Origin of the sequence: Actinoplanes subglobosus, from assembly GCF_042650585.1 — a bacterium.
Classification (GTDB): domain Bacteria; phylum Actinomycetota; class Actinomycetes; order Mycobacteriales; family Micromonosporaceae; genus Actinoplanes; species Actinoplanes subglobosus.
Map to the genome: position 1 here is coordinate 465,615 of NZ_JBHSBL010000006.1, position 22,166 is coordinate 487,780.

19 protein-coding genes are annotated in these 22,166 nt (G+C 71.0%); 18 read left to right on the forward strand and 1 reads right to left on the reverse strand.

Annotation, left to right across the window (positions count from 1 at the left end; translation table 11 throughout):
- The first annotated feature begins 1 nt into the window (after position 1).
- The 18 genes from pyrR to ACFO0C_RS08405 all read left to right on the forward strand — a co-directional run bounded on the left by pyrR (position 2) and on the right by ACFO0C_RS08405 (position 20,948).
- On the forward strand, positions 2 to 562 hold the full coding sequence (gene pyrR / locus ACFO0C_RS08320) for a bifunctional pyr operon transcriptional regulator/uracil phosphoribosyltransferase PyrR (RefSeq protein ID WP_378065962.1): 561 nt from the start codon (positions 2 to 4) through the stop codon (positions 560 to 562).
- Complete coding sequence (locus tag ACFO0C_RS08325; RefSeq protein WP_378065963.1) at positions 559 to 1,479, forward strand: aspartate carbamoyltransferase catalytic subunit; 921 nt, start codon at positions 559 to 561, stop codon at positions 1,477 to 1,479. The genes pyrR and ACFO0C_RS08325 overlap by 4 nt, the downstream gene beginning before the upstream one ends.
- Complete coding sequence (locus ACFO0C_RS08330) at positions 1,476 to 2,741, forward strand: dihydroorotase (protein ID WP_378065964.1); 1,266 nt, start codon at positions 1,476 to 1,478, stop codon at positions 2,739 to 2,741. The genes ACFO0C_RS08325 and ACFO0C_RS08330 overlap by 4 nt, the downstream gene beginning before the upstream one ends.
- Positions 2,738 to 3,844, forward strand: coding sequence for a glutamine-hydrolyzing carbamoyl-phosphate synthase small subunit (carA, locus tag ACFO0C_RS08335; protein WP_378065965.1), 1,107 nt, complete (start codon positions 2,738 to 2,740; stop codon positions 3,842 to 3,844). Before ACFO0C_RS08330 ends, carA begins: the two co-directional genes overlap by 4 nt.
- Before the next feature lie 5 nt (positions 3,845 to 3,849).
- Positions 3,850 to 7,164, forward strand: a complete 3,315-nt coding sequence (gene carB, locus ACFO0C_RS08340; RefSeq protein ID WP_378065966.1) for a carbamoyl-phosphate synthase large subunit — start codon at positions 3,850 to 3,852, stop codon at positions 7,162 to 7,164.
- Complete coding sequence (locus tag ACFO0C_RS08345; protein WP_378065967.1) at positions 7,161 to 8,189, forward strand: quinone-dependent dihydroorotate dehydrogenase; 1,029 nt, start codon at positions 7,161 to 7,163, stop codon at positions 8,187 to 8,189. The genes carB and ACFO0C_RS08345 overlap by 4 nt, the downstream gene beginning before the upstream one ends.
- The gene (locus ACFO0C_RS08350) at positions 8,186 to 9,520 is read left to right on the forward strand and encodes an adenosylmethionine--8-amino-7-oxononanoate transaminase (protein ID WP_378065968.1); all 1,335 of its coding nucleotides are present in this window, start codon (positions 8,186 to 8,188) and stop codon (positions 9,518 to 9,520) included. Before ACFO0C_RS08345 ends, ACFO0C_RS08350 begins: the two co-directional genes overlap by 4 nt.
- A gap of 20 nt (positions 9,521 to 9,540) precedes the next feature.
- A complete protein-coding gene (gene pyrF / locus ACFO0C_RS08355; RefSeq protein ID WP_378065969.1) occupies positions 9,541 to 10,371 on the forward strand; it encodes an orotidine-5'-phosphate decarboxylase in 831 nt (276 codons plus the stop codon).
- A 183-nt stretch (positions 10,372 to 10,554) separates the two neighbouring features.
- Positions 10,555 to 10,872, forward strand: a complete 318-nt coding sequence (gene mihF / locus ACFO0C_RS08360; RefSeq protein ID WP_360325203.1) for an integration host factor, actinobacterial type — start codon at positions 10,555 to 10,557, stop codon at positions 10,870 to 10,872.
- A 32-nt stretch (positions 10,873 to 10,904) separates the two neighbouring features.
- A complete protein-coding gene (gene gmk / locus ACFO0C_RS08365; RefSeq protein WP_378066083.1) occupies positions 10,905 to 11,492 on the forward strand; it encodes a guanylate kinase in 588 nt (195 codons plus the stop codon).
- An 11-nt stretch (positions 11,493 to 11,503) separates the two neighbouring features.
- Positions 11,504 to 11,767: a DNA-directed RNA polymerase subunit omega gene (gene rpoZ, locus ACFO0C_RS08370; protein WP_015623990.1), complete on the forward strand. Its 264-nt coding sequence runs from the start codon at positions 11,504 to 11,506 to the stop codon at positions 11,765 to 11,767.
- An 87-nt stretch (positions 11,768 to 11,854) separates the two neighbouring features.
- Positions 11,855 to 13,072, forward strand: coding sequence for a bifunctional phosphopantothenoylcysteine decarboxylase/phosphopantothenate--cysteine ligase CoaBC (gene coaBC, locus ACFO0C_RS08375; protein ID WP_378065970.1), 1,218 nt, complete (start codon positions 11,855 to 11,857; stop codon positions 13,070 to 13,072).
- A 47-nt stretch (positions 13,073 to 13,119) separates the two neighbouring features.
- Complete coding sequence (gene metK, locus ACFO0C_RS08380) at positions 13,120 to 14,310, forward strand: methionine adenosyltransferase (protein ID WP_378065971.1); 1,191 nt, start codon at positions 13,120 to 13,122, stop codon at positions 14,308 to 14,310.
- 192 nt (positions 14,311 to 14,502) lie between these two features.
- On the forward strand, positions 14,503 to 15,069 hold the full coding sequence (locus tag ACFO0C_RS08385; protein ID WP_378065972.1) for a histidine phosphatase family protein: 567 nt from the start codon (positions 14,503 to 14,505) through the stop codon (positions 15,067 to 15,069).
- 267 nt (positions 15,070 to 15,336) lie between these two features.
- The gene (locus ACFO0C_RS08390) at positions 15,337 to 17,817 is read left to right on the forward strand and encodes a primosomal protein N' (RefSeq protein ID WP_378066084.1); all 2,481 of its coding nucleotides are present in this window, start codon (positions 15,337 to 15,339) and stop codon (positions 17,815 to 17,817) included.
- 117 nt (positions 17,818 to 17,934) lie between these two features.
- Positions 17,935 to 18,507, forward strand: coding sequence for a peptide deformylase (def, locus tag ACFO0C_RS08395; RefSeq protein ID WP_378065973.1), 573 nt, complete (start codon positions 17,935 to 17,937; stop codon positions 18,505 to 18,507).
- Between the two features lie 4 nt (positions 18,508 to 18,511).
- Complete coding sequence (fmt, locus tag ACFO0C_RS08400) at positions 18,512 to 19,441, forward strand: methionyl-tRNA formyltransferase (protein ID WP_378065974.1); 930 nt, start codon at positions 18,512 to 18,514, stop codon at positions 19,439 to 19,441.
- Positions 19,442 to 19,478: 37 nt separating this feature from the next.
- The gene (locus ACFO0C_RS08405; protein WP_378065975.1) at positions 19,479 to 20,948 is read left to right on the forward strand and encodes an RsmB/NOP family class I SAM-dependent RNA methyltransferase; all 1,470 of its coding nucleotides are present in this window, start codon (positions 19,479 to 19,481) and stop codon (positions 20,946 to 20,948) included.
- 48 nt (positions 20,949 to 20,996) lie between these two features.
- Here ACFO0C_RS08405 and ACFO0C_RS08410 read toward each other — a convergent pair whose 3' ends face one another.
- Complete coding sequence (locus ACFO0C_RS08410; protein WP_378065976.1) at positions 20,997 to 22,151, reverse strand: acyltransferase family protein; 1,155 nt, start codon at positions 22,149 to 22,151, stop codon at positions 20,997 to 20,999.
- Positions 22,152 to 22,166: the final 15 nt, after the last annotated feature.

The window sequence follows — 22,166 nt, forward strand, 5'->3', positions numbered from 1 at the left end:
CGTGGCACAACCACGTGCAGACACACCCAGCAAGATCATTCTGGCGGAGTCCGACCTGCACCGGGTCGTCGACCGGATCGCCCATCAGATTCTCGAGAAGACCTCCGGCGCCACCGGGACCGTGCTGCTCGGCATCCCGACCCGGGGCGTCCCGCTCGCGCACCGCCTCGCCGCCCGGATTCACGCCTTCGAGGGCGTCGAGGTCCCGGTCGGCTCCCTCGACATCACGCTCTACCGCGACGACCTGCGCCTCAAGGCCACCCGCGCGCTCGGCCGCACCGAGCTGCCGCCCGGTGGCATCGACGGCCTGCGGGTCATCCTCGTCGACGACGTGCTCTTCTCCGGCCGCTCGGTGCGTGCCGCGCTCGACGCGCTCAACGACGTCGGCCGGCCCAGCTCGGTGCAGCTCGCGGTGCTGGTCGATCGCGGTCACCGGCAGTTGCCGATCCGCGCCGACTACGTGGGCAAGAACATTCCGACCGCGCTCAGCGAGAGCGTCAAGGTGACCCTCACCGAGGCCGACGGCGCCGACGAGGTCAAGCTGCTCGGAGGCCTCTCGTGATCAAGCACCTGCGCTCCGCCGCCGACCTGGACGCCGCGACCGCCACGCTGATCCTGGACACCGCCGCCGAGATGGCCGCACTGTCCGGCCGCGAGGTGAAGAAGCTGCCCGCACTGCGTGGCCGCACCGTGGTCAACCTCTTCTACGAGGACTCGACGCGCACCCGGATCTCCTTCGAGGCGGCGGCCAAGCGCCTCTCCGCCGACGTCATCAACTTCTCCGCCAAGGGCTCCAGCGTGTCCAAGGGGGAGAGCCTCAAGGACACCGCGCTGACCCTCCAGGCGATGGGCGCCGACGCCGTGGTCATCCGGCACTCGGCCAGTGGCGCGCCGCACCAGCTGTCGAAATGGGTGGACGGTTCGGTGGTCAACGCCGGCGACGGCACCCATGAGCACCCGACGCAGGCGCTGCTCGACGCGTACACGATGAGGTCCCGTCTCGGCCGTCTCGACGGCCTGAAGGTCGCGATCGTCGGCGACGTGCTGCACAGCCGGGTCGCCCGGTCGAACGTGCTGCTCCTGACCACGCTCGGCGCGCAGGTCACCCTGGTCGGCCCGCCCACGCTCATCCCGCTCGACGTCGCCGCGGCGCTGTCGGAGAAGACGCAGGTGTCCTACGACCTGGACGCGGTGTTGCCGGACAGCGACGTGGTCATGATGCTGCGGGTGCAGACCGAGCGGATGCAGGATTCGTACTTTCCCTCGGCGCGCGAGTACAGCCGCCGTTACGGGCTCGACACGGTCCGGATGAAGAAGCTGCCGGAGCACGCGATCGTCATGCACCCCGGCCCGATGAACCGCGGCATGGAGATCGCGCCCGAGGTGGCCGACTCGCCCCGCTCCACGATCGTCGAACAGGTCGCCAACGGCGTCAGCGTCCGGATGGCCGTCCTCTACCTGCTCCTGGGAGGCAAGTGATGGCGTACCTGATCAAGGGCGTCTCGATTCTCGGCGGTGCGCCGACGGATCTTTTCCTTAAAGATGGCGTTATTTCCGACCAAGCGGACAAGAGCGCGGAAGTCATCGACGCCGCCGGTCTGGTCGCGCTGCCCGGACTCGTGGACGTGCACACCCACCTGCGTGAGCCCGGCCGGGAGGACGCCGAGACCGTCGAGACCGGCTCCCGCGCCGCCGCTCTGGGCGGCTACACCGCGGTCTGCGCGATGGCGAACACCTCGCCGGTCGCCGACACCGCCGGTGTGGTCGAGCAGGTCTGGCGCCTGGGCCGGGAGGCCGGGCTGGTCGACGTGCAGCCGATCGGCGCCGTCACGGTCGGCCTGGCCGGTAGGCAGATGGCCGAGCTCGGCGCGATGGCCACGTCGGCGGCCACCGTGCGGATCTTCTCCGACGACGGCTTCTGCGTCGCCGACCCCAAGATGATGCGCCGCGCCCTGGAGTACGTGAAGGCGTTCGACGGCGTCATCGCCCAGCACGCCGAGGAGCCCCGGCTCACCGAGGGCGCCCAGATGCACGAGGGCGAGGTCAGCACCCGGCTCGGCCTGACCGGCTGGCCGGCGGTCGCCGAGGAGGCGATCATCGCGCGCGACGTGCTGCTCGCCGAGCACGTCGGTAGCCGCCTGCACGTCTGCCACGTCTCCACCGCCGGTTCGGTCGAGGTGCTGCGCCAGGCCAAGGCCCGCGGTGTCCGGGTGACCGCCGAGGTCACCCCGCACCACCTGCTCCTCACCGACGAGCTGGCCTCCGGCTACGACCCGGTCTTCAAGGTCAACCCCCCGTTGCGTACGCGCAGCGACGTCGAGGCCCTGCGCCAGGCGCTGCTGGACGGGGTGATCGACGTGGTGGCCACCGACCACGCGCCGCACGCCGTGCAGGACAAGGAATGCGAGTGGGCGCACGCCCGCCCCGGCATGCTCGGCCTGGAGACGGCGCTGCCGATCGTGCTGAGCATCTACGGCCCGCAGTGGGAGCTGATCGCCGACCGGATGTCCCGGGCCCCGGCGCGCATCGCCGGCCTGGCCGGGCACGGCGGCGACCTGAGTGCCGGCTCCCCGGCGAACCTGACGCTGGTGGACCCGTCCGCACGCCGGGTCGTCGACCCGTCGGAGCTGGCGAGCCGCAGCCGCAACACGCCGTACGCGGGTATGACCCTGCCCGGTCGCATCGTGGCGACCTTCCTGCGGGGCGAGGCGACGGTTCTGGACGGGAAGGCAGTCAAATGAGCAAGGCGATCCTCGTACTCGAGGACGGTCGCACGTTCCACGGATTCGCGTACGGCGCGGTGGGCGAGACGTTCGGCGAGGCGGTGTTCACCACCGGCATGACCGGCTACCAGGAGACGCTGACCGACCCGTCGTTCCACAAGCAGGTCGTGGTGCAGACCGCACCGCAGATCGGCAACACCGGCGTCAACGACGAGGACGACGAGTCGGACCGCATCTGGGTGGCCGGCTACGTGGTCCGCGACCCGGCCCGCCGTCCCTCCAACTGGCGCTCCACCGGCGACCTCGGTGACCGGCTCAAGGCCGAGGGCGTCGTCGGCATCAGCGGCGTCGACACCCGGGCCCTCACCCGCCACCTGCGCGAGCGCGGTGCCATGCGGGTCGGCATCTCCTCGGTCGACCTCGACCCGCGCGCGCTCCAGCAGCGGGTCCTGGCCCAGCCGCAGATGCTCGGCGCCGACCTGTCCGCCCAGGTCACCACCCCGGAGCTGTACACGGTGAAGGCCGAGGGCGAGCACCGCTACACGGTCGCCGCGCTCGACCTGGGCATCAAGCGCAACGTCTCGCGCCGGCTGGCCGCTCGCGGCGTGACCACGCACGTCTTCCCGGCCTCCGCGTCGATCGAGGACCTGCTCGCGGTCGGCCCGGACGCGGTGTTCTTCTCACCCGGCCCCGGCGACCCGGCGACCGCCGACGGCCCGGTCGCGCTGGCGCGCGAGGTCATGCGCCGGCAGGTGCCGCTCTTCGGCATCTGCTTCGGCAGCCAGATCCTCGGCCGCGCGCTCGGCTTCGGGACCTACAAGCTGGGGTACGGCCACCGCGGCATCAACCAGCCGGTCCTCGACAAGACCACCGGCAAGGTCGAGGTGACCAGCCACAACCACGGTTTCGCCGTTGACGCCCCGCTCGGCGAGCGCATCGACACCGAGTTCGGTGGTGTCGAGGTCTCGCACGTCTGCCTGAACGACAACGTGGTCGAGGGCCTGCGGGGCCTGGAGGTCCCGGCCTTCACCGTCCAGTACCACCCCGAGGCCGCCGCCGGCCCGCACGACGCCGACTACCTGTTCGACCGGTTCGTCGAGCTCGTGGAAAAGAAGGGCTGATCCACATGCCGAAGCGTGAGGACATCAAACACGTCATGGTGATCGGGTCCGGCCCGATCGTCATCGGCCAGGCCTGCGAGTTCGACTACTCCGGCACCCAGGCCTGCCAGGTGCTGCGGGCCGAGGGCATCCGCGTCTCGCTGGTCAACTCCAACCCGGCCACGATCATGACCGACCCGGAGTTCGCCGACGCCACCTACGTCGAGCCGATCACCCCGGAGTTCGTCGAGCTGGTCATCGCCAAGGAGCGCCCCGACGCGATCCTGCCGACCCTGGGCGGCCAGACCGCCCTGAACACCGCGATCGCCCTGCACGAGGCCGGTGTCCTGGAGAAGTACGGCGTCGAGCTGATCGGCGCCAACGTCGAAGCCATCCGCAAGGGTGAGGACCGGCAGCTCTTCAAGGACATCGTGGCGCTTGCGGGGGGCGAGACACCGCGCTCGCGGGTCTGCCATTCGATGGACGAGGTGCGCGCCACGGTCGCCGACATCGGCCTGCCGGTCGTCATCCGCCCGTCGTTCACCATGGGCGGTCTCGGCTCCGGCATGGCGCACACCCCTGAGGACCTGGAGCAGATCGCGGGCGCCGGCCTGGCCGCCTCCCCGGTGCACGAGGTGCTCATCGAGGAGAGCGTGCTCGGCTGGAAGGAGTTCGAGCTCGAGCTGATGCGCGACAAGCACGACAACGTCGTGGTCGTGTGCTCGATCGAGAACGTCGACCCGATGGGCGTGCACACCGGTGACAGCGTGACCGTGGCGCCGGCCATGACGCTCACCGACCGGGAGTACCAGAAGCTGCGTGACCTGGGTATCGCCGTGCTCCGCGAGGTCGGCGTGGACACCGGCGGTTGCAACATCCAGTTCGCGATCAACCCGGACGACGGCCGGATGATCGTGATCGAGATGAACCCGCGGGTCTCCCGCTCGTCGGCGCTGGCGTCGAAGGCGACCGGCTTCCCGATCGCCAAGATCGCGGCGAAGCTGGCCGTCGGCTACACCCTCGACGAGATCCCCAACGACATCACGCTGAAGACGCCGGCCGCCTTCGAGCCGGCGCTCGACTACGTGGTCGTGAAGATCCCGCGGTTCGCGTTCGAGAAGTTCCCGGGCGCCGACAAGGAGCTCACCACCACGATGAAGTCGGTCGGCGAGGCGATGAGCCTGGGCCGCAACTTCGCCGAGGCACTCAACAAGGCCATGCGGTCGATGGAGACCAAGGCCGCCGGGTTCTGGACCGCGCCCACGTTCACCAGCGTGGACGAGGCGCTGCAGGCGTTGAAGGTCCCGCACGACGGCCGGCTCTACACGGTCGAGGCGGCGCTGCGGCTGGGTGCCACCGTCGAGCAGGTGCACGCCGCGTCCGGCCGGATCGACCCGTGGTTCCTGGACGAGATCCAGGCGCTGGTCGACCTGCGTGCCGAGATCCTGGCCGCCCCGTTCCTCGACGAGGAACTGCTGCGCCGGGCGAAGCGGTCCGGGCTCTCCGACAAGCAGCTGTCGGTGCTGCGCCCGGAGCTGGCCGGTGAGGACGGCGTCCGCTCGCTGCGGCACCGGCTCGGCATCCGCCCGGTCTACAAGACCGTCGACACGTGCGCGGCCGAGTTCCAGGCGAACACGCCCTACCACTACTCGTCGTACGACGAGGAGACCGAGGTCGTGCCGAGCGACCGGCCCAAGGTGATCATCCTGGGCTCCGGGCCGAACCGGATCGGGCAGGGCATCGAGTTCGACTACTCGTGCGTGCACGCCGTACAGGCGCTGCGGGGTGTCGATTTTGAAACGGTCATGGTCAACTGCAACCCGGAGACGGTGTCGACCGACTACGACACCGCCGACCGGCTCTACTTCGAGCCGCTCACCTTCGAGGACGTCCTCGAGGTGTTCCACGCCGAGGACAGCTCCGGCAAGGCGGCCGGCGGACCCGGTGTGATCGGCGTGATCGTGCAGCTCGGCGGCCAGACCCCGCTCGGCCTGGCGAACCGTCTGAAGGCGGCCGGCCTGCCGATCGTCGGTACCACGCCCGAGTCGATCGACCTGGCCGAGGACCGTGGCCTGTTCGGCGCGCTGCTCGCCGAGAACGGGCTGCGCTCGCCCGACCACGGCACCGCCACCAGCTTCTCCGAGGCCAAGGCGATCGCCGACACGATCGGTTACCCGGTCCTGGTCCGCCCGTCCTACGTGCTCGGCGGCCGGGGCATGGAGATCGTCTACGACGAGCCCACGTTGAAGGGCTACATCGAGCGGGCCACCGAGATCTCTCCGGACCACCCGGTGCTGGTCGACCGGTTCCTGGACGACGCCGTCGAGATCGACGTGGACGCCCTCTGCGACGCGACCGGCGAGGTCTACCTGGGCGGCGTCATGGAGCACATCGAGGAGGCCGGTATCCACTCCGGTGACTCGGCCTGCTCGCTGCCGCCGATCACGCTGGCCGCCTCGCACATCGCCGAGGTCCGGCGCTACACCGAGGCGCTGGCCCGGGGCATCGGCGTGCGCGGCCTGATGAACGTGCAGTACGCGCTGAAGGACGAGGCGCTCTACGTGCTGGAGGCGAACCCGCGGGCCTCGCGGACCGTCCCGTTCGTCTCCAAGGCGACGGCGGTGCCGCTGGCCAAGGCGGCCGCCCGGATCATGCTCGGCGCCACCATCGCCGACCTGCGCGCCGAGGGCATGCTGCTGCCCGAGGGCGACGGCGGGACCGTGCCGGCGAACGCGCCGATCGCGATCAAGGAGGCGGTGCTGCCCTTCAAGCGGTTCCGCACCCTCGCCGGGCAGAACGTGGACAGCCTGCTCAGCCCGGAGATGAAGTCGACCGGTGAGGTGATGGGCATCGACGCCGGCTTCGGCCAGGCGTTCGCCAAGTCGCAGGCCGCCGCCTACGGCTCGCTGCCGACCAGCGGCAAGGTCTTCGTCTCGGTCGCCAACCGGGACAAGCGGTCGATGATCTTCCCGGTCAAGCGGCTCGCCGACCTGGGCTTCACCATCGTGACCACAGCCGGGACCGGTGAGGTGCTGCGGCGGTACGGCATCGACTGCGAGATCGTCCCGAAGCACTACGAGAAGCCCGGTGAGCGCAACGCGGTCGAGTTGATCCTGGCCGGTGAGATCTCGCTGATCATCAACACCCCGCAGGGCTCCGGCGCGAGCGCCCGCCTCGACGGGTACGAGATCCGCAGCGCCGCCGTGACCGCCGACGTGCCGAGCATCACCACGGTGCCCGGTGCCGCGGCCGCCGTCATGGGCATCGAGGCGCTCCGGGCCGGCGACATGTCGGTCCGGCCGCTCCAGGAGCTGCACCAGCTGCTCAGAGGTGGCGAGTGAGCCTGTTCACGAACGTCGCCCGGCCGGCTCTGTTCCGGCTGGGCGGCGGGGACGCCGAGCACGCCCACGAGTGGACGCTGAACCGGCTCGCCAAGCTGCCCGCCCCGGCGCTGGCCGCGATGCGCCGCTGGTACGGCTTCTCCAACCCGGTCGAGGTCTTCGGCGTCCGCTTCCCGAACCGGGTCGGCCTGGCCGCCGGCGTCGACAAGAACGGGATCGCCCTGCCCGCGTGGCCGGCGCTGGGCTTCGGCTTCGTCGAGGTCGGCACCGTCACCGCGAAGCCACAGCCCGGCAACGACAAGCCGCGCCTGTTCCGGGCCAAGGCCAGCGAGGGCATCATCAACCGGATGGGCTTCAACAACGCCGGCGCGGCCGCCCTGGCCGACCGCCTGGCCGAGCTGGGGCCGCTCGACGTGCCGCTGGGCATCTCACTCGGCAAGTCCAAGGTGACGCCCCTGGAGGACGCGGTCGAGGACTACCTGACGTCCTACCGGCTGCTGCACCCGTACGCCGACTACATCGCGGTCAACGTCTCCTCGCCGAACACCCCGGGCCTGCGTAACCTCCAGGACCGGGACTCGATCGCGGCCCTGTTGAAGGCGCTCGCCGGTGACGTGCCGGTGCTCGTCAAGATCGCGCCCGACCTGACCGAGCCGGCCATCGCCGAGCTGCTCGGGGTCTGCCTGGACCACGGCGCGGCCGGGATCATCGCCACCAACACGACGCTGTCCCGGGACGGGCTCGACCCGGCCGACCGGCACCTGGCGAGCGAGGCGGGCGGCCTCTCCGGCGCGCCGCTGACCGCCCGGTCCCGCGAGGTGGTCCGGTTCGTGCACCGCGAGAGCGGCGGGAGACTGCCGATCATCGGGGTCGGCGGGATCATGTCGGCCGACGACGCGTCCCGCATGCTCGACGCCGGTGCGGCCCTGGTGCAGCTCTACTCCGGGTTCATCTACAAGGGCCCGGACCTGGTCCTGGAGGTCGCCCGGGGCGCCCGCCCGTCGCGGGCGGCAGCGGCCCGATGAGCGCGGCCGAGCGCGACCGCGTTGCGCTCGGCCCGTCGTCCGGTCCCCCTGGCCCGGACGGCGACGGTGCGGCGACGCTTCTGGCACTCGACCGGGCGCACGTCTGGCATCCGTATGGCCCGATGCCCGGCCGCAGTGAGCCCTACCTGGTGGAGAGCGCCGAGGGGGTACGGCTGAGGCTGTCCGGCGGCCGTGAGGTGGTCGACGGGATGTCGTCCTGGTGGGCGGCCGTCCACGGCTACCGGCATCCGGTTCTGGACGCGGCACTGGCCGAGCAGGCGGGCCGGATGAGCCATGTCATGTTCGGCGGGCTCACCCACGAGCCGGCGATCCGGCTGGCCACCGAGCTGGTGGAGATCACCCCGGCCGGGCTGGAGCACGTGTTCCTCTGCGACTCCGGCTCGGTCGGCGTCGAGGTGGCGATCAAGATGGCGCTCCAGGCCCAGCGGGCCCTCGGGCGCCCCGGCCGGAGCCGGCTCGCGACCTGGCGTGGCGGATATCACGGTGACACGTTTCACCCGATGAGCGTCTGCGACCCGGTCGGCGGCATGCACTCGCTCTGGACCGGGGTGCTGCCGGTCCAGGTCTTCGCGGAGGCACCGCCCACGGAGTGGGACGAAGGCTACGCCGCGCGGCTGACCGACACGATCGAGCGTCACGCCGGCGAGATCGCCGCGGTGATCGTCGAGCCGGTCGTCCAGGGCGCCGGGGGGATGCGGTTCCACCATCCGGGGTACCTGCGGGTGCTCCGTGAGGTGACGGCCGCCCACGGGATCTTCCTGATCTTCGACGAGATCGCGACCGGGTTCGGCCGGACCGGGCGGTTCTTCGGGGCCGGGCACGCCGGTGTGAGCCCGGACATCATGTGCCTGGGCAAGGCACTGACCGGGGGATATCTGACCCTGGCGGCCACCCTGTGCACCGCGGAGGTGGCCGCGGCGATCTCCGCGGGGGAGGGGGGCGGGCTGGCGCACGGGCCGACCTTCATGGGGAACCCGCTCGCCTGTTCCGTCGCACTGGCCTCGCTCGGCCTCTTGCGTGAGGGCGGGTGGGCGACGGCCGTACCGGGCATCGAATCCGGGCTGAAACACGGTCTGGAACCGCTCCGGGGCGCGCCGGGGGTCGCTGACGTGCGAGTTCTCGGCGCCATCGGCGTCGTTCAGATGAACCGTGCGGTCGACGTGCCGAAGGCGACCGCCGCCGCGGTGGCCGAGGGGGTCTGGCTGCGCCCGTTCCGGGATCTGATCTACACCATGCCGCCGTACGTCTCGGACGACGACGACGTGGCCCGCATTACCGCCGGAATCGCCGCCGCGGTGGCGGCTAGCTGACACGGGAGAGTGAGAAGTTCATGGAAACCTTCGGCGAACGACTGCACGCGGCGGTAGCGGAGCGTGGTCCGCTGTGTGTCGGCATCGACCCGCACGCCTCTCTCCTGGCTCGCTGGGGGCTCTCCGACGACATCGCCGGCCTCGAACACTTCGCCCGTACGGTCGTCGAAGCACTGGCCGATCGGGTGGCTGTTCTGAAGCCGCAGTCAGCTTTTTTTGAGAGATTTGGGTCACGCGGCGTCGCTGTTCTTGAGTCAACTATCCGACAGTCTCGCGAAGCCGGCGCGCTTGTCCTGCTGGATGTGAAACGTGGCGACATCGGCTCGACGATGGCCGCGTACGCCGACGCGTATCTGAGTCCCGCAAGCACTCTCTGTGCTGACGCGATTACTGTGAGTCCCTACCTTGGAGTCGGTTCTCTCCAGCCGGCGTTCGACTCGGCGGCCGCTCACGGGGGTGGAGTCTTCGTCCTGGCACTGACCTCGAACCCCGAGGGACCGGCCGTCCAGCACGCCGTCACTTCGTCCGGAAAATCCGTCGCGCAAACCGTGATCGATGAGATTTCCCAGGTCAACGCGGGTGCGCAGCCGCTCGGCAGCCTCGGCCTGGTGGTCGGCGCGACGATCGGCGAGACCGGCCACGACCTCTCCAAGGTCAACGGTCCGCTGCTCGCGCCGGGCCTCGGAGCGCAGGGCGGAACCCCCGATGACCTGCGAGCCGTCTTCGGTGAGAGCCTTCACAACGTGTTGCCGTCGTACTCACGCGAAGTTCTCGCCGCCGGCCCGGAGATCGGCGAATTGAGGGCCGCGACGGACCGCGTTCTGGCCGGCGTGCGCGCCGCGCTCGGGTGAAACGGCCTGCTTACCAGGCTCCCGATGAGCCGGACCGGGGGTACCCCCACGTTGCCGAAACCCGGTTTGACCGCTAGTTTTCCCGGCGCCGGGAACCATATGCCCCTTCGGTTCCATGGCACACCACGTTTCACAGAAGCGCCGGTATTGAACTACCGCCGCTCAGGGACCTGAGGAGAACTGGTGCCGCTCCCGTCATTGAGCCCCGAACAGCGTGCTGCTGCGCTGGAGAAGGCCGCGGAAGTTCGCAAGGCTCGGGCTGAGCTGAAGGAACAGCTCAAGTCCGGCAAGACCACCCTCGCCGCCGTGCTCGAGCGCGCGGAAGGCGACGAGGTCGTCGGCAAGCTGAAGGTCTCGGCCGTGCTTCAGGCGCTGCCGGGCATCGGCAAGATCCGCGCGACCCAGATCATGGAGAAGCTGAAGATCGCCGAGAGCCGCCGGCTCCGGGGCCTCGGCGACCAGCAGCGCAAGGCCCTCCTGGGGGAGTTCGCTGCGAACTGACTCATCGGCTCGTGTAGGAATGAGCCGTGAGCATGGATGACGACGCGCAGCCGGAGGCCCGCCTCACCGTTCTTTCCGGCCCCTCAGGGGTCGGAAAGGACAGTGTGATCGAGCTGATCCGGCTGCGCTCGCCGTGGATCAAACTCTCTGTGTCGGTGACAACACGCAAGAAACGCGACTACGAGACCGACGGCGAGCACTACCACTTCGTGACCAGGTCCGAGTTCCAGCGACTGATCGACGGAAATCAGCTGCTGGAGTGGGCGGAATTCGCGGGCAACCTCTACGGCACGCCCCGCGCGCAGGTCGAGGGCTGGCTCCATCAGGGCCGGCCCGTTTTGCTGAAGATCGACCTGCAGGGCGCGCGACAGGTGCGTGCGGCCATGGCGGACGCCCAGCTGGTCTTCCTGGCCCCACCGAGCGTCGAGGAGCTCCAGAGGCGCCTCATCGGCCGGGGGACCGACGACGAGGAGACGATCAAGCGCCGTCTCGCTCACGCCGACGAGGAGCTGGCCGCCGAGGCCGAGTTCGACGTCACCGTCGTGAACGACTTCGTCGAACGGGCAGCTGACGAGCTGGTAGGATTGCTCGGTTCGTTATACCTGGCACACGAGCATTAAGGATTCACCACGTGGGAACCATCGCGAACCCCGAAGGCATCACCAACCCGCCGATCGACGAGCTGCTCGACAAGACCTCGTCGAAGTACTCGCTGGTGATCTTCGCGGCCAAGCGCGCCCGCCAGGTCAACGCCTACTACAGCCAGCTGGGTGAGGGCCTCCTGGAGTATGTCGGCCCCCTGGTCGAGACCACTCCCCAGGAGAAGCCGCTCTCCATCGCGATGCGCGAGATCAACGCCGGGCTGCTGACCGCCGAGGCGACCGACAACCCGTGATCTAAATCAATCCTTTGATCCCGCGTCCCGCATCATGGGCGCGGGATCAATTGTTATCCGAGGTGATTCCGTGCCGATGGTGAAGCTGTGACCGAGATCGTGCTGGGCGTCGGCGGGGGGATCGCCGCCTACAAGGCGTGCGAGCTGCTGCGGCTGTTCACCGAGTCCGGACACGGCGTGCGGGTCGTCCCGACCGATGCGGCGCTCAAGTTCGTCGGCGAGCCCACGTGGGCGGCGCTGTCCGGGCGGCCGGTCGCCACCGGTGTCTGGGACGACGTGCACGAGGTGCCGCACGTGCGGATCGGGCGGGCCGCCGAGCTCGTCGTCGTCGCACCGGCCACCGCCGACCTGATGGCCAGGGCCGCCCACGGCATCGCCGACGACCTGCTCACCAACACCCTGCTCACGGCCACCTGCCCGGTCGTCTACGCGCCGGCCATGCACACCGAGATGTGGGAGAACCCGGCGACCCGGGCCAACGTGGCGACGCTGCGCGAGCGCGGGGCGATCGTGATCGAGCCCGCCGTCGGGCGCCTGACCGGTAAGGACACCGGCAAGGGGCGGCTGCCGGAGCCCTCCGCGATCTTCGAGACGGCGTTGCGCGTACTCCGCCGGGGTCTTGATCTCGATCTTGCCGGTCGGCACGTGGTGGTGACCGCCGGCGGCACCCGCGAGCCGCTCGACCCGGTCCGTTTCCTGGGAAACCGGTCCTCCGGCAAGCAGGGCTATGCGCTCGCCAAGGCGGCCGTCGCCCGCGGCGCCCGGGTGACCCTCGTCTCGGCGAACGTGTCGCTGCCGGACCCGGCCGGTGCCGACGTCGTCCGGGTCGGCACCACCGAGGAGCTGCGCAAAGCCACCGTGGAGGCGGCCGCGTCGGCGGACGTCGTCGTCATGGCGGCCGCTCCGGCCGACTTCCGCCCGGCGTCGGTCGCCGAGCAGAAGATCAAGAAGACCGACGACGGTACGCCCGGACCGATCACCCTCGTGACGAACCCGGACATCGCCGCCGAACTGGGTGCGAACAAGCTGCCCGGCCAGGTCCTCGTCGCCTTCGCGGCCGAGACCCACGACGCTCTGGAGAACGCGCGCGGCAAACTGGTCCGCAAGCGCGCCGACCTGATCGTCGTCAACGAGGTCGGCCCCGACCTGGTCTTCGGCCAGGATCGCAACACCGTCACCCTGCTGGGGGCGGACGGCTTCACCGCCACTCACGGGGAACTACCCAAAGACGATGTGGCCGATATGATTTTCGATCAAGTCGCCACTCGCCTGGAAGCCCAGGTCCGGGACGCCCGGCGGCCCTGACTACACTTCCGCGTTACGTTGGTATTCGACAAAATCTGAGGAGCACCGTGGCACGCCGCCTGTTCACCTCCGAGTCGGTCACGGAAGGCCACCCGGACAAGATCGCTGACCAGATCAGCGACGGGATTCTCGACGCCCTGCTCGCCCAGGACCCGCGTAGCCGTGTCGCGGTGGAGACCCTCATCACCACCGGCCAGGTGCACGTGGCGGGTGAGGTCACCACGCAGGCCTACGCCGACATCCCCAGCATCGTTCGCGACACCATCCTGCGGATCGGTTACGACTCGTCGAAGAAGGGCTTCGACGGCGCCTCCTGCGGCGTGAGTGTCTCCATCGGCTCCCAGTCGCCCGACATCGCCCAGGGTGTCGACAGTGCCATCGAGCTGCGTTCCGGCGACAGCGAGCACGTGCTCGACTCGCAGGGCGCCGGCGACCAGGGCATGATGTTCGGCTTCGCCTGCTCGGAGACCCCCGAGCTGATGCCGCTGCCGATCGCCCTCGCGCACCGCCTGGCCCGTCGCCTGTCGGCCGCCCGCAAGGACGGCACGATCCCCTACCTGCGTCCCGACGGCAAGACCCAGGTCACCATCGAGTACGACGGTCTCCGCCCGGTCCGTCTCGACACCGTCGTCGTCTCGTCGCAGCACGCCGCCGACATCTCGCTGGAGTCGCTGCTCACGCCGGACGTCCGCGAGCATGTCATCGCCCCCGAGCTGGAGGGCCTCGGCCTCGACACCGAGGGTTACCGGCTGCTGGTCAACCCGACCGGCCGCTTCGAGATCGGCGGCCCGATGGGCGACGCCGGCCTCACCGGCCGCAAGATCATCGTCGACACCTACGGCGGCTACGCCCGGCACGGTGGCGGCGCGTTCTCCGGCAAGGACCCGTCCAAGGTCGACCGCTCCGCCGCGTATGCGACGCGCTGGGTCGCCAAGAACGTCGTGGCCGCCGGGCTCGCCGAGCGCTGCGAGATCCAGGTCGCCTACGCCATCGGCAAGGCGCACCCGGTCAGCCTGTTCGTCGAGACGTTCGGCACCGAGAACGTGCCGGTCGAGCGGATCGAGAAGGCCATCGGCGAGGTCTTCGACCTGCGCCCGGCCGCGATCATCCGCGACCTCGACCTGCTGCGCCCGATCTACCAGCAGACCGCGGCGTACGGCCACTTCGGCCGCGAGCTGCCGGAGCTGAAGTGGGAGAGCACCGACCGCGCCCAGGACCTGAAGAACGCCGCTTCCTGACGGCCCGTTCACGCTGAAGCGCCTGCTCCCCCGGGGAGCAGGCGCTTCGCCGTCGGCACCGTCCTGCCGTGCCACGCCGTGTCCTTCCGCGGAAACCGGCAGGAACTGTCCCGGGAAGTGAACTGGCGGCGCCTGAAATGCGTGTTCGTTCGCATGAGAGTCAGGGGTGGTGAAGGCGCTTACGCTTCCGTGATGACGGGTGTTCAGGGCGATCGGGTGATCGTGGTACGGCATGCGATGCCGGCCGTCGATCCGGACGTGCCGTCGGAGCAGTGGCAGCTGGCACAGGAGAGCCGTGTCGCGGCCCGCCTGATGCGGCTGCACGTCTGCCATCCGGCCTACTACGTGGCCAGCACCGAGCCGAAGGCCGCACAGACCATGCAGGAGATCGCCGGCGCCCAGCGTGTCGTCCGTGACGCGGGTCTCGCCGAGGTCCATCGCCCCCATGTGTGGTTCACCGACGAGCAGGGTTACCACTCGGCCGCTCAGGCCTACGCGCGAGGCGAGTGCCCGGAGGGGTGGGAGCCGCGCGACCAGGTGATCGAGCGGTTCGACGCCGCGGTCGTACGCCACGCCGCCCTCGCCGCCGAACAGAACCGCACTCTCGTCATCGGCACCCACGGCCTGGCCCCGACGGTGTGGATGGCCAGTCGCTACCAGCTGGCTACCGACCCGGCCCGGTTCTGGGCCGACCTCCGCTTCCCGGACATCGTCGAGATCGATCTCCAGGCCCAGACAGTGACCTGCCTCACCCACTAACCCCCCCCCCGCCGCCGACCTTCCTGCGGCGATCTTGACCGATTTCCCACCGGAGCGGGTGGGAAATCGAACAAGATCTGCTCGCGGCGAGGCGCGGCGCGGCGCGCCACGGCGTTGCGCCGGGCGCCGGACGGGGGTGGCCGGCGGACGGCGGCCGGCGGCCGGCGGAAATGTCAGAGGGTGCGGGCAGAATGTTCGGCGATGGGGACCAAGGGGACGCGCAGCGAGCGGGAGCCGGCAGAGCGGCTGCCCGTCGCCAGGGTGTGTGTGGACATGCCGCTGGCGCATCTCGACCGGCCGTTCGACTATCTGGTCTCCGCGGCTGACGACGAGGCGGCGCAGCCGGGCGTCCGGGTCAAGGTGCGGTTCGCCGGCCAGCAGGTCAGTGGCTTCCTGCTGGCCCGGGTCGAGTCGTCCGAGCACGGCGGCAAGCTGGCCTTCCTGGAGAAGGTGGTGTCGCCCGAGCGGGTCCTCGACCCTGAGATCGTCCGGCTGGCCCGCGCGGTCGCCGATCGCTATGCGGGCAACCTCGCCGACGTCCTCCGGCTCGCGGTGCCACCCCGGCATGCCCGGGTGGAGTCCCAGACAGCGACACCCGCCCCTTCTCCGCCGGGCACCGACCCTGCCGTCCCCGACCCTGCCGTCCCCGGCCCGGCCGTCCCCGGCCCGGCCGTCCCCGACCCTGCCGTCCCCGGCCCGGCCGTCCCCGACCCTGCCGTCCCCGGCCCGGCCGTCCCCGGCCCGGCCGTCCCCGGCCCGGTCGTCCCCGGCCCGGTCGTCCCCGGCCCGGTCGTCCCCGGCCCTGCCGCCCCCGGCCCGGTCGTCCCCGGCCCTGCCGCCCCCGGCCCGGTCGTCCCCGACCCGGTCGTCCCCGGCCCGGTCGTCCCCGACCCGGTCGTCCCCGGCCCCGCCGCGGCCGACACCGCCCCCGACCCGGCCGCCCCGGATTCCGGCTCGGTGGCGGCGGACTCCGGCTCGGTCGCCCCGGCCGCCGCCCCGGTCGCAGGGGACGCCGGCTCGCCTCCGGCAGGCATCGGCGTCGCTCCGGTGGATGCCGGCCCGGCGCCGGTGGACAGGGACCTGACTTCGGCGGACATCGGTGACTCTCCGGCGGATGCCGGCCCGGCCCGGGTGAGGATGCCCTTCGCGGGGCGGCCGGGTGGGCGGGGCTGGGATCTCGGCGGGATCCGGGAGCCGGTGGCTGGTGGGTGGGATGCGTATGCGGCCGGGCCCGCCTATCTGCGGGCGCTGCGCGACGCTCGGCCGGCCCGGGCGGTGTGGTCGGCTCTTCCGGGGGAGGACTGGCCGGCGCGGATCGCGGAGGCGGCCGCGGCCACGGTTCGCGGTGGGCGCGGGGTGGTGATCGTCGTCGCCGACGCGCGGGATCTCGACCGGGTCGACCGGGCGCTTTCCGCAACCCTCGGCGACGGGCTGCACGTCGCGCTCAACGCGGCACTCGGGCCGTCCGAGCGCTACCGGCGGTTCCTGGCGGCCAGCCGGCACCGGGTGCCGGTGGTGGCGGGGACACGGGCGGCCATGTGGGCGCCGGTTCCCGATCTGGGGCTGGTGGTCGTCTGGGACGACGGTGACGATCTGCATGCCGAGCCACGGGCGCCCTATCCGCACACGCGTGACGTGTTGCTGACCCGGGCGCGCCTGGCCGACTGTGCGGCGCTGGTGGGCGGGTTCGCGCGTACCGGGGAGGGGCAGTTGCTGCTCGAGACCGGCTGGGCGCGGGAGATCGTCGCGGACCGTGCCGTGCTGCGGCACCGATCTCCGGCGATCGCGCCGACCGGCGACGACTTCCAGATGGGGCGTGACTCGGGCGCGGCGGTCGCCCGGCTGCCGAGTGTCGCCTGGCAGGCGGCCAAGCAGGCACTCGAGGCCGGGGCACCGGTGCTGGTGCAGGTTCCGCGGCGGGGTTATCTGCCGTCGGTGGCGTGCATCGAGTGCCGGACCCCGGCGCGGTGTCCGCACTGTTCGGGGCCGCTGGGTCTGCACGGGGCGCGGGATGTGCCGGTCTGTCACTGGTGCGGGCGGGCGGCGGCCGACTACCAGTGTCCGAACTGCCGGGAGCGGCGGCTGCGGGCCTCGGTGATCGGTGCCCGGCGGACCGCGGAGGAGCTGGGGCGGGCGTTTCCGGGGTTCCCGGTGCGCACGTCCGGGCGCGAGCAGGTGCTCGACAGTGTTCCGGCGGAGGCGGCCGTCGTGGTGTCCACGCCGGGGGCCGAGCCGCTGGCCGAGGGCGGGTTCGGGGCGGTGCTGCTGCTCGATACCTGGGCGCTGCTGAGCCGGGCTGATCTGCGGGCCGCGGAGGAGACGATGCGGCGCTGGCTGAACGCGGCGGCCCTGGCCCGTCCCGCGCGGGAGGGTGGGCGGGTGGTCGTCGTGGCGGACGGGTCGCTCGCGCCGGTGCAGGCGCTGCTGCGGTGGGATCCGGGCTGGTTCGCGGCGCGGGAGCTGGCCGAGCGGCGTGACCTGGGCTTCCCACCGGCGGCGCGGATGGCCAGTGTCACCGGGCAGGCGGCGGCGGTGGCCGAGTTGCTGTCGCTGGCCCGGCTGCCGGACGGTGCCGAGTTGCTGGGCCCGGTTCCGGCGGCCGACGAGCAGGAGCGGATGTTGCTGCGGGTCACCCGTTCCCGGGCCGCCGACCTGGCGCACGCGCTGCACGAGGCGGCGGGGGTCCGCAGCGCCCGCAAGGCAGCCCTGCCGGTCCGTATCCAGGTGGATCCGGCCGACCTGTTCTGACCTGTCCGCGGGAGAGCCGTGCCGAGGGTCTCGTCCGGCCGCTGTCACCCTCAGCGTTGCGCGGGTCACTCCGTAGACTGGTCAGGTGCTGCCCACCAGAGTCAGGAGTCTCACCGCGTGACCGTTCAGCCCATCCGTCTCTTCGGCGATCCGGTGCTGCGCACGCCGGCCGATTCCGTCGTGGATTTCGACAAGGAACTGCGCAATCTGGTGAAGGATCTGATCGAGACCATGCAGGACGAGGGCGGCGCCGGTCTGGCCGCCCCGCAGCTGGGTGTCGGTCTGCGCGTGTTCACCTTCGATGTGGACGACGTGGTCGGGCACATCGTCAACCCGGTGCTGTCGTTCCCCGACGAGGAGGAGCAGGACGGCCCGGAGGGCTGCCTCTCCATCCCGGGCATCTACATCGACACGAAACGCCGGCAGAACGTGGTGGCCAACGGGTTCAACGAGTTCGGTGACCCGATCCAGCTCGTCGGCACCGGTCTGATGGCCCGCTGCGTGCAGCACGAGACCGACCACCTCGACGGGGTGTTGTTCCTGGATCGGCTGGACACCGCTTCCCGCAAGGACGCGATGAAGCAGATCCGTTCCGCCGAGTGGTATGACGCGGCGAAGCCCCCGACGATCAAGGAGAGCCCGCACGGCCGGAGCGTCTTCGGGTCGGGCATCTTCAGTTCGGGCCGGTGATCGGATGCGCCTGATCTTCGCCGGCACCCCGGCTGTCGCCGTGCCGAGTCTGGACGCGATCGCGGCCTCCGGTCACGAGCTGGTGGCCGTGGTGACCCGCCCGGACGCTCCGGCCGGCCGGGGCCGGCGTCTGGTCCGCTCACCCGCGGGGGAGTGGGCCGACGCGCGCGGCATCGAGGTGCTGACCCCGGAGAGGCCGCGTGATCCGGAGTTCCAGGAGCGGCTGCGTCAGCTGGCACCCGACTGCATGCCGGTGGTGGCCTACGGTGCGCTGGTCCCGCCGTCGGCGCTGGAGATCCCGAAGCACGGCTGGGTGAACCTGCATTTCTCGCTGCTGCCAGCGTGGCGGGGTGCGGCGCCGGTGCAGCATGCGGTGCTGCACGGCGACGAGGTGACCGGCGCGAGCGTCTTCGAGCTGGAGGCGGGGCTGGACACCGGCCCGGTCTTCGGCACGCTGACCGAGCAGATCCGGTTCACCGACACGTCCGGGCATCTGCTGGATCGGCTGGCCGTCGACGGTGCGGGCCTGTTGGTGGCGGTGCTGGACGCGATCGAGGCGGGTACCGCCCGGGCGCATCCGCAGCCGCACGACGGGGTCACCTTCGCGCCGAAACTGACCGCCGACGACGCCCGGATCCGGTGGGATGATCCGGCGTTCGCGGTGGACCGGCGGATCCGTGCGTGCACCCCGGCACCGGGGGCGTGGACGACGCTGCGCGAGGAGCGGCTGAAGCTGGGCCCGGTGCGGCCGATCGCGAACGGTCCGGGCGGTTTGCGTCCGGGGGAGCTTCTGGTGGAGCGTAAGCAGGTGCTGGCCGGGACGGCAACGACGCCGGTGATCCTGGGCGAGGTGCGGGCGGCGGGCAAGAAGCCGATGTCCGCCACCGACTGGGCGCGGGGCATGCGGATCGAAGCAGGGGAGAAGCTGGCGTGATCACGGTTTTCGAGATTTCAGAGAGCGGGATTCAGGAGTGACGGAACACAGGGCGCCGCGCCCGCACGGCGGACGGCCGAGCCGGCCGAGCGGCCCGGGCCATCCGCGGGACGGGCGCAGCGGCCGGGCGCCGCGGGCCGGCCGGCCACCGGCGGACCCGGCACGGCAGGCGGCGTATGAGGCGGTCGCCGCGGTGTACCGCGACGACGCCTACGCGAACCTGGTGCTCGCCGACATCCTGAGCGGGATGGGCCTGCACGGGCGGGACGCGGCGTTCGCGACCGAGTTGACGTACGGGACGCTCCGTGCCGTCGGCACCCTGGACCTGATCATCGCGGCGGCCGCCGAGCGGGACGTGGCGCGGATCGACCCGCCGGCCCGTGACGCGCTGCGGCTCGGGGTCTACCAGCTGCTCTATACCCGGGTGCCGCCGCACGCCGCGGTCAACCAGACGGTCGACCTGGTCCGTTCGGTGGCGCCGGGGGCCTCCGGGTTCGCCAACGCGGTGATGCGCACGGTGTCGGAGACTCCGCTGGACGCGTGGCTGGAGCGGGTGGCCCCGGCCTACCAGGAGGACCCGATCGCCAACCTGTCGGTGGTGCACCACCACCCGCAGTGGGTGATCAGGTCGTTCGCGGAGGCGCTCGGCGGCGACCTGGACGAGACGGCCCGCCTGCTGATCGAGGACAACCAGCCGCCGGCGGTGCACCTGTGTGCCCGTCCGGGGCGGGCCGACGCGGTGGACCTGGCCGACGAGGTCGACGGGGTGCCGGGCGCGTTCTCGCCGTACGCGGTGTACCTGAACGGTGGCGCGCCCCGTGACCTGGCCGCCATCCGGGAGGGCCGGGCCCACGTCCAGGACGAGGGTTCGCAGCTGGTGGCGGCGGCGCTGCTGGCGGCACCGATCGAGGGCCGGGACACCCGCTGGCTCGACCTGTGCGCCGGCCCGGGTGGCAAGACCGGCCTGATCGGGGCGATCGCGGCCGGCCGGGGTGCCGAGGTGACGGCGGTCGAGGTGGCCGAGCACCGGGCCCGGCTGGTGGACATCGCCACCGAGGGCATGCCGGTGACGGTGCTGCCGATGGACGGCCGGTCGGTGGGCCGCGACCCGGATCTGCCGGAGGAGGCGTTCGACCGGGTGCTGGTGGACGCGCCGTGCACCGGCCTGGGCTCGTTGCGGCGCCGGCCGGAGTCGCGCTGGCGCCGGCAGCCGGCCGACCTGCCGCCGCTGACCCGTCTCCAGCGGGAGCTGCTGGTGGCGGCGCTGCGGGCGGTGCGCCCCGGCGGGGTGGTGGCGTATGTGACGTGTTCCCCGCACATGGTGGAGACGCAGGTGACGGTCAGCGAGGGGGCCCGGCGCAGTGGCGTCGAGGTCGACTTCGTGGACGCACGGCCGCTGCTGCCGCCGGGTATGCCGGGGCTGGGCGCCGGCCCGACGGTGCAGCTGTGGCCGCACCGCCACGGGACGGACGCGATGTTCCTGGCCGTTCTGCGCCGTACCAGCTGAGGTCCTGGAAGTGGTCGGGCCGCCAGGCGAACGCCTGGCGGCCCGATTTCATGAGGCCGGAGCCTCGGCGGTGTCTTTTCGCCGCATCCCGTCGGAGGCCTGTTCGAGCTTGACCTTCAGGATCCTGGCCAGTGGTTTCTCCACCAGGCGATGCAGCAGCCAGGCGAGGACCAGGAGGATGACGATCACCAGGCCGAGCACCAGGAGTCGTGGCCGCAGATCGTTCATGGCGTGGATGAGCGAGATGCCGACGAGCTGGTGGAGCAGGTAGAACGGGTACGTCAGCACGCCGGCCCAGGTGAGCCACCGCCACTGGATCCGTGCGGTCCAGCCCATGGCGATGATCGCCAGGAGGATGAAGAAGACCGTCACCAGGACCATGCCGATCCGTGCGTCCAGCTTGTCCTTGATGTCGTCCTCGATACCGGCCACACGGCCGATGATGTTGTGTACTCCCAGCGCCCACGACAGTGCGACCAGGCCCCACAGATAGAGGTCCGGACCGAACTTGTGGATCAGGAAGAACGCGATGCCGGCCACGAAGAACGGGGCGAAGGTCGGCTGGAAGATCAGGTTGAGGAGCGGCTCCTTGGAGGCCTTGGTGATCACGGCCGCCACCAGCCATCCGTAACCGAACAGCACGGTGCGCTTCAGGGTCAGACCGCGCCAGACCAGTACCACGCCGAAGAGCAGGTAGAACCGCATCTCCGCCCAGAGTGTCCAGTACGACCGGTCGACGTTCGGAACACCCATCGGCATGTTCAGCATGGTCAGGTTGACCAGGATCTGGTCCCACGCCAGCCGGTTGCGGACGACCGGCCAGAAGGTCACCACCGCCGTGGTGATCAGGACGGCCGGCCAGTACGCCGGGAAGAGGCGGACCACCCGTGACCGGAAGAACTGCCCGGGGCTCCGGCCCCAGCAGCTCATGCAGATCACGAAGCCACTGATCATGAAGAAGAGCTCGACTCCGAGCCAGCCCCACGACGCGAACGAGTAGAAGGTGGGAAAGACGGTCGCCGGGCGGGCCTCCCAGGCTTCCCGCACCACCAGGTCGCCACCGAGGTGGAAGGCCGCAACGGCGAGCGCGGCCAGCAGCCGGAGCCCGTCGATAACCGCGATCCGGTTGTTCCGGCGGGGCCGGGGCTCCGGGGCTGGCGGGGGAGATGCAGGCGGGTGGGCCCGCTCCAGCGTCGACGTCATGGGGGGACACCTTAG

What these genes read in the sequence shown, in the direction of transcription:
- gmk (WP_378066083.1), top strand. Translation starts at nt 10,905, where the DNA reads ATGGATGACGACGCGCAGCCGGAGGCCCGCCTCACCGTTCTTTCCGGC.
- ACFO0C_RS08410 (WP_378065976.1), bottom strand. Translation starts at nt 22,151, where the DNA reads ATGACGTCGACGCTGGAGCGGGCCCACCCGCCTGCATCTCCCCCGCCA.
- ACFO0C_RS08385 (WP_378065972.1), top strand. Translation starts at nt 14,503, where the DNA reads ATGACGGGTGTTCAGGGCGATCGGGTGATCGTGGTACGGCATGCGATG.
- carA (WP_378065965.1), top strand. Translation starts at nt 2,738, where the DNA reads ATGAGCAAGGCGATCCTCGTACTCGAGGACGGTCGCACGTTCCACGGA.
- carB (WP_378065966.1), top strand. Translation starts at nt 3,850, where the DNA reads ATGCCGAAGCGTGAGGACATCAAACACGTCATGGTGATCGGGTCCGGC.
- ACFO0C_RS08350 (WP_378065968.1), top strand. Translation starts at nt 8,186, where the DNA reads ATGAGCGCGGCCGAGCGCGACCGCGTTGCGCTCGGCCCGTCGTCCGGT.
- pyrF (WP_378065969.1), top strand. Translation starts at nt 9,541, where the DNA reads ATGGAAACCTTCGGCGAACGACTGCACGCGGCGGTAGCGGAGCGTGGT.
- fmt (WP_378065974.1), top strand. Translation starts at nt 18,512, where the DNA reads ATGCGCCTGATCTTCGCCGGCACCCCGGCTGTCGCCGTGCCGAGTCTG.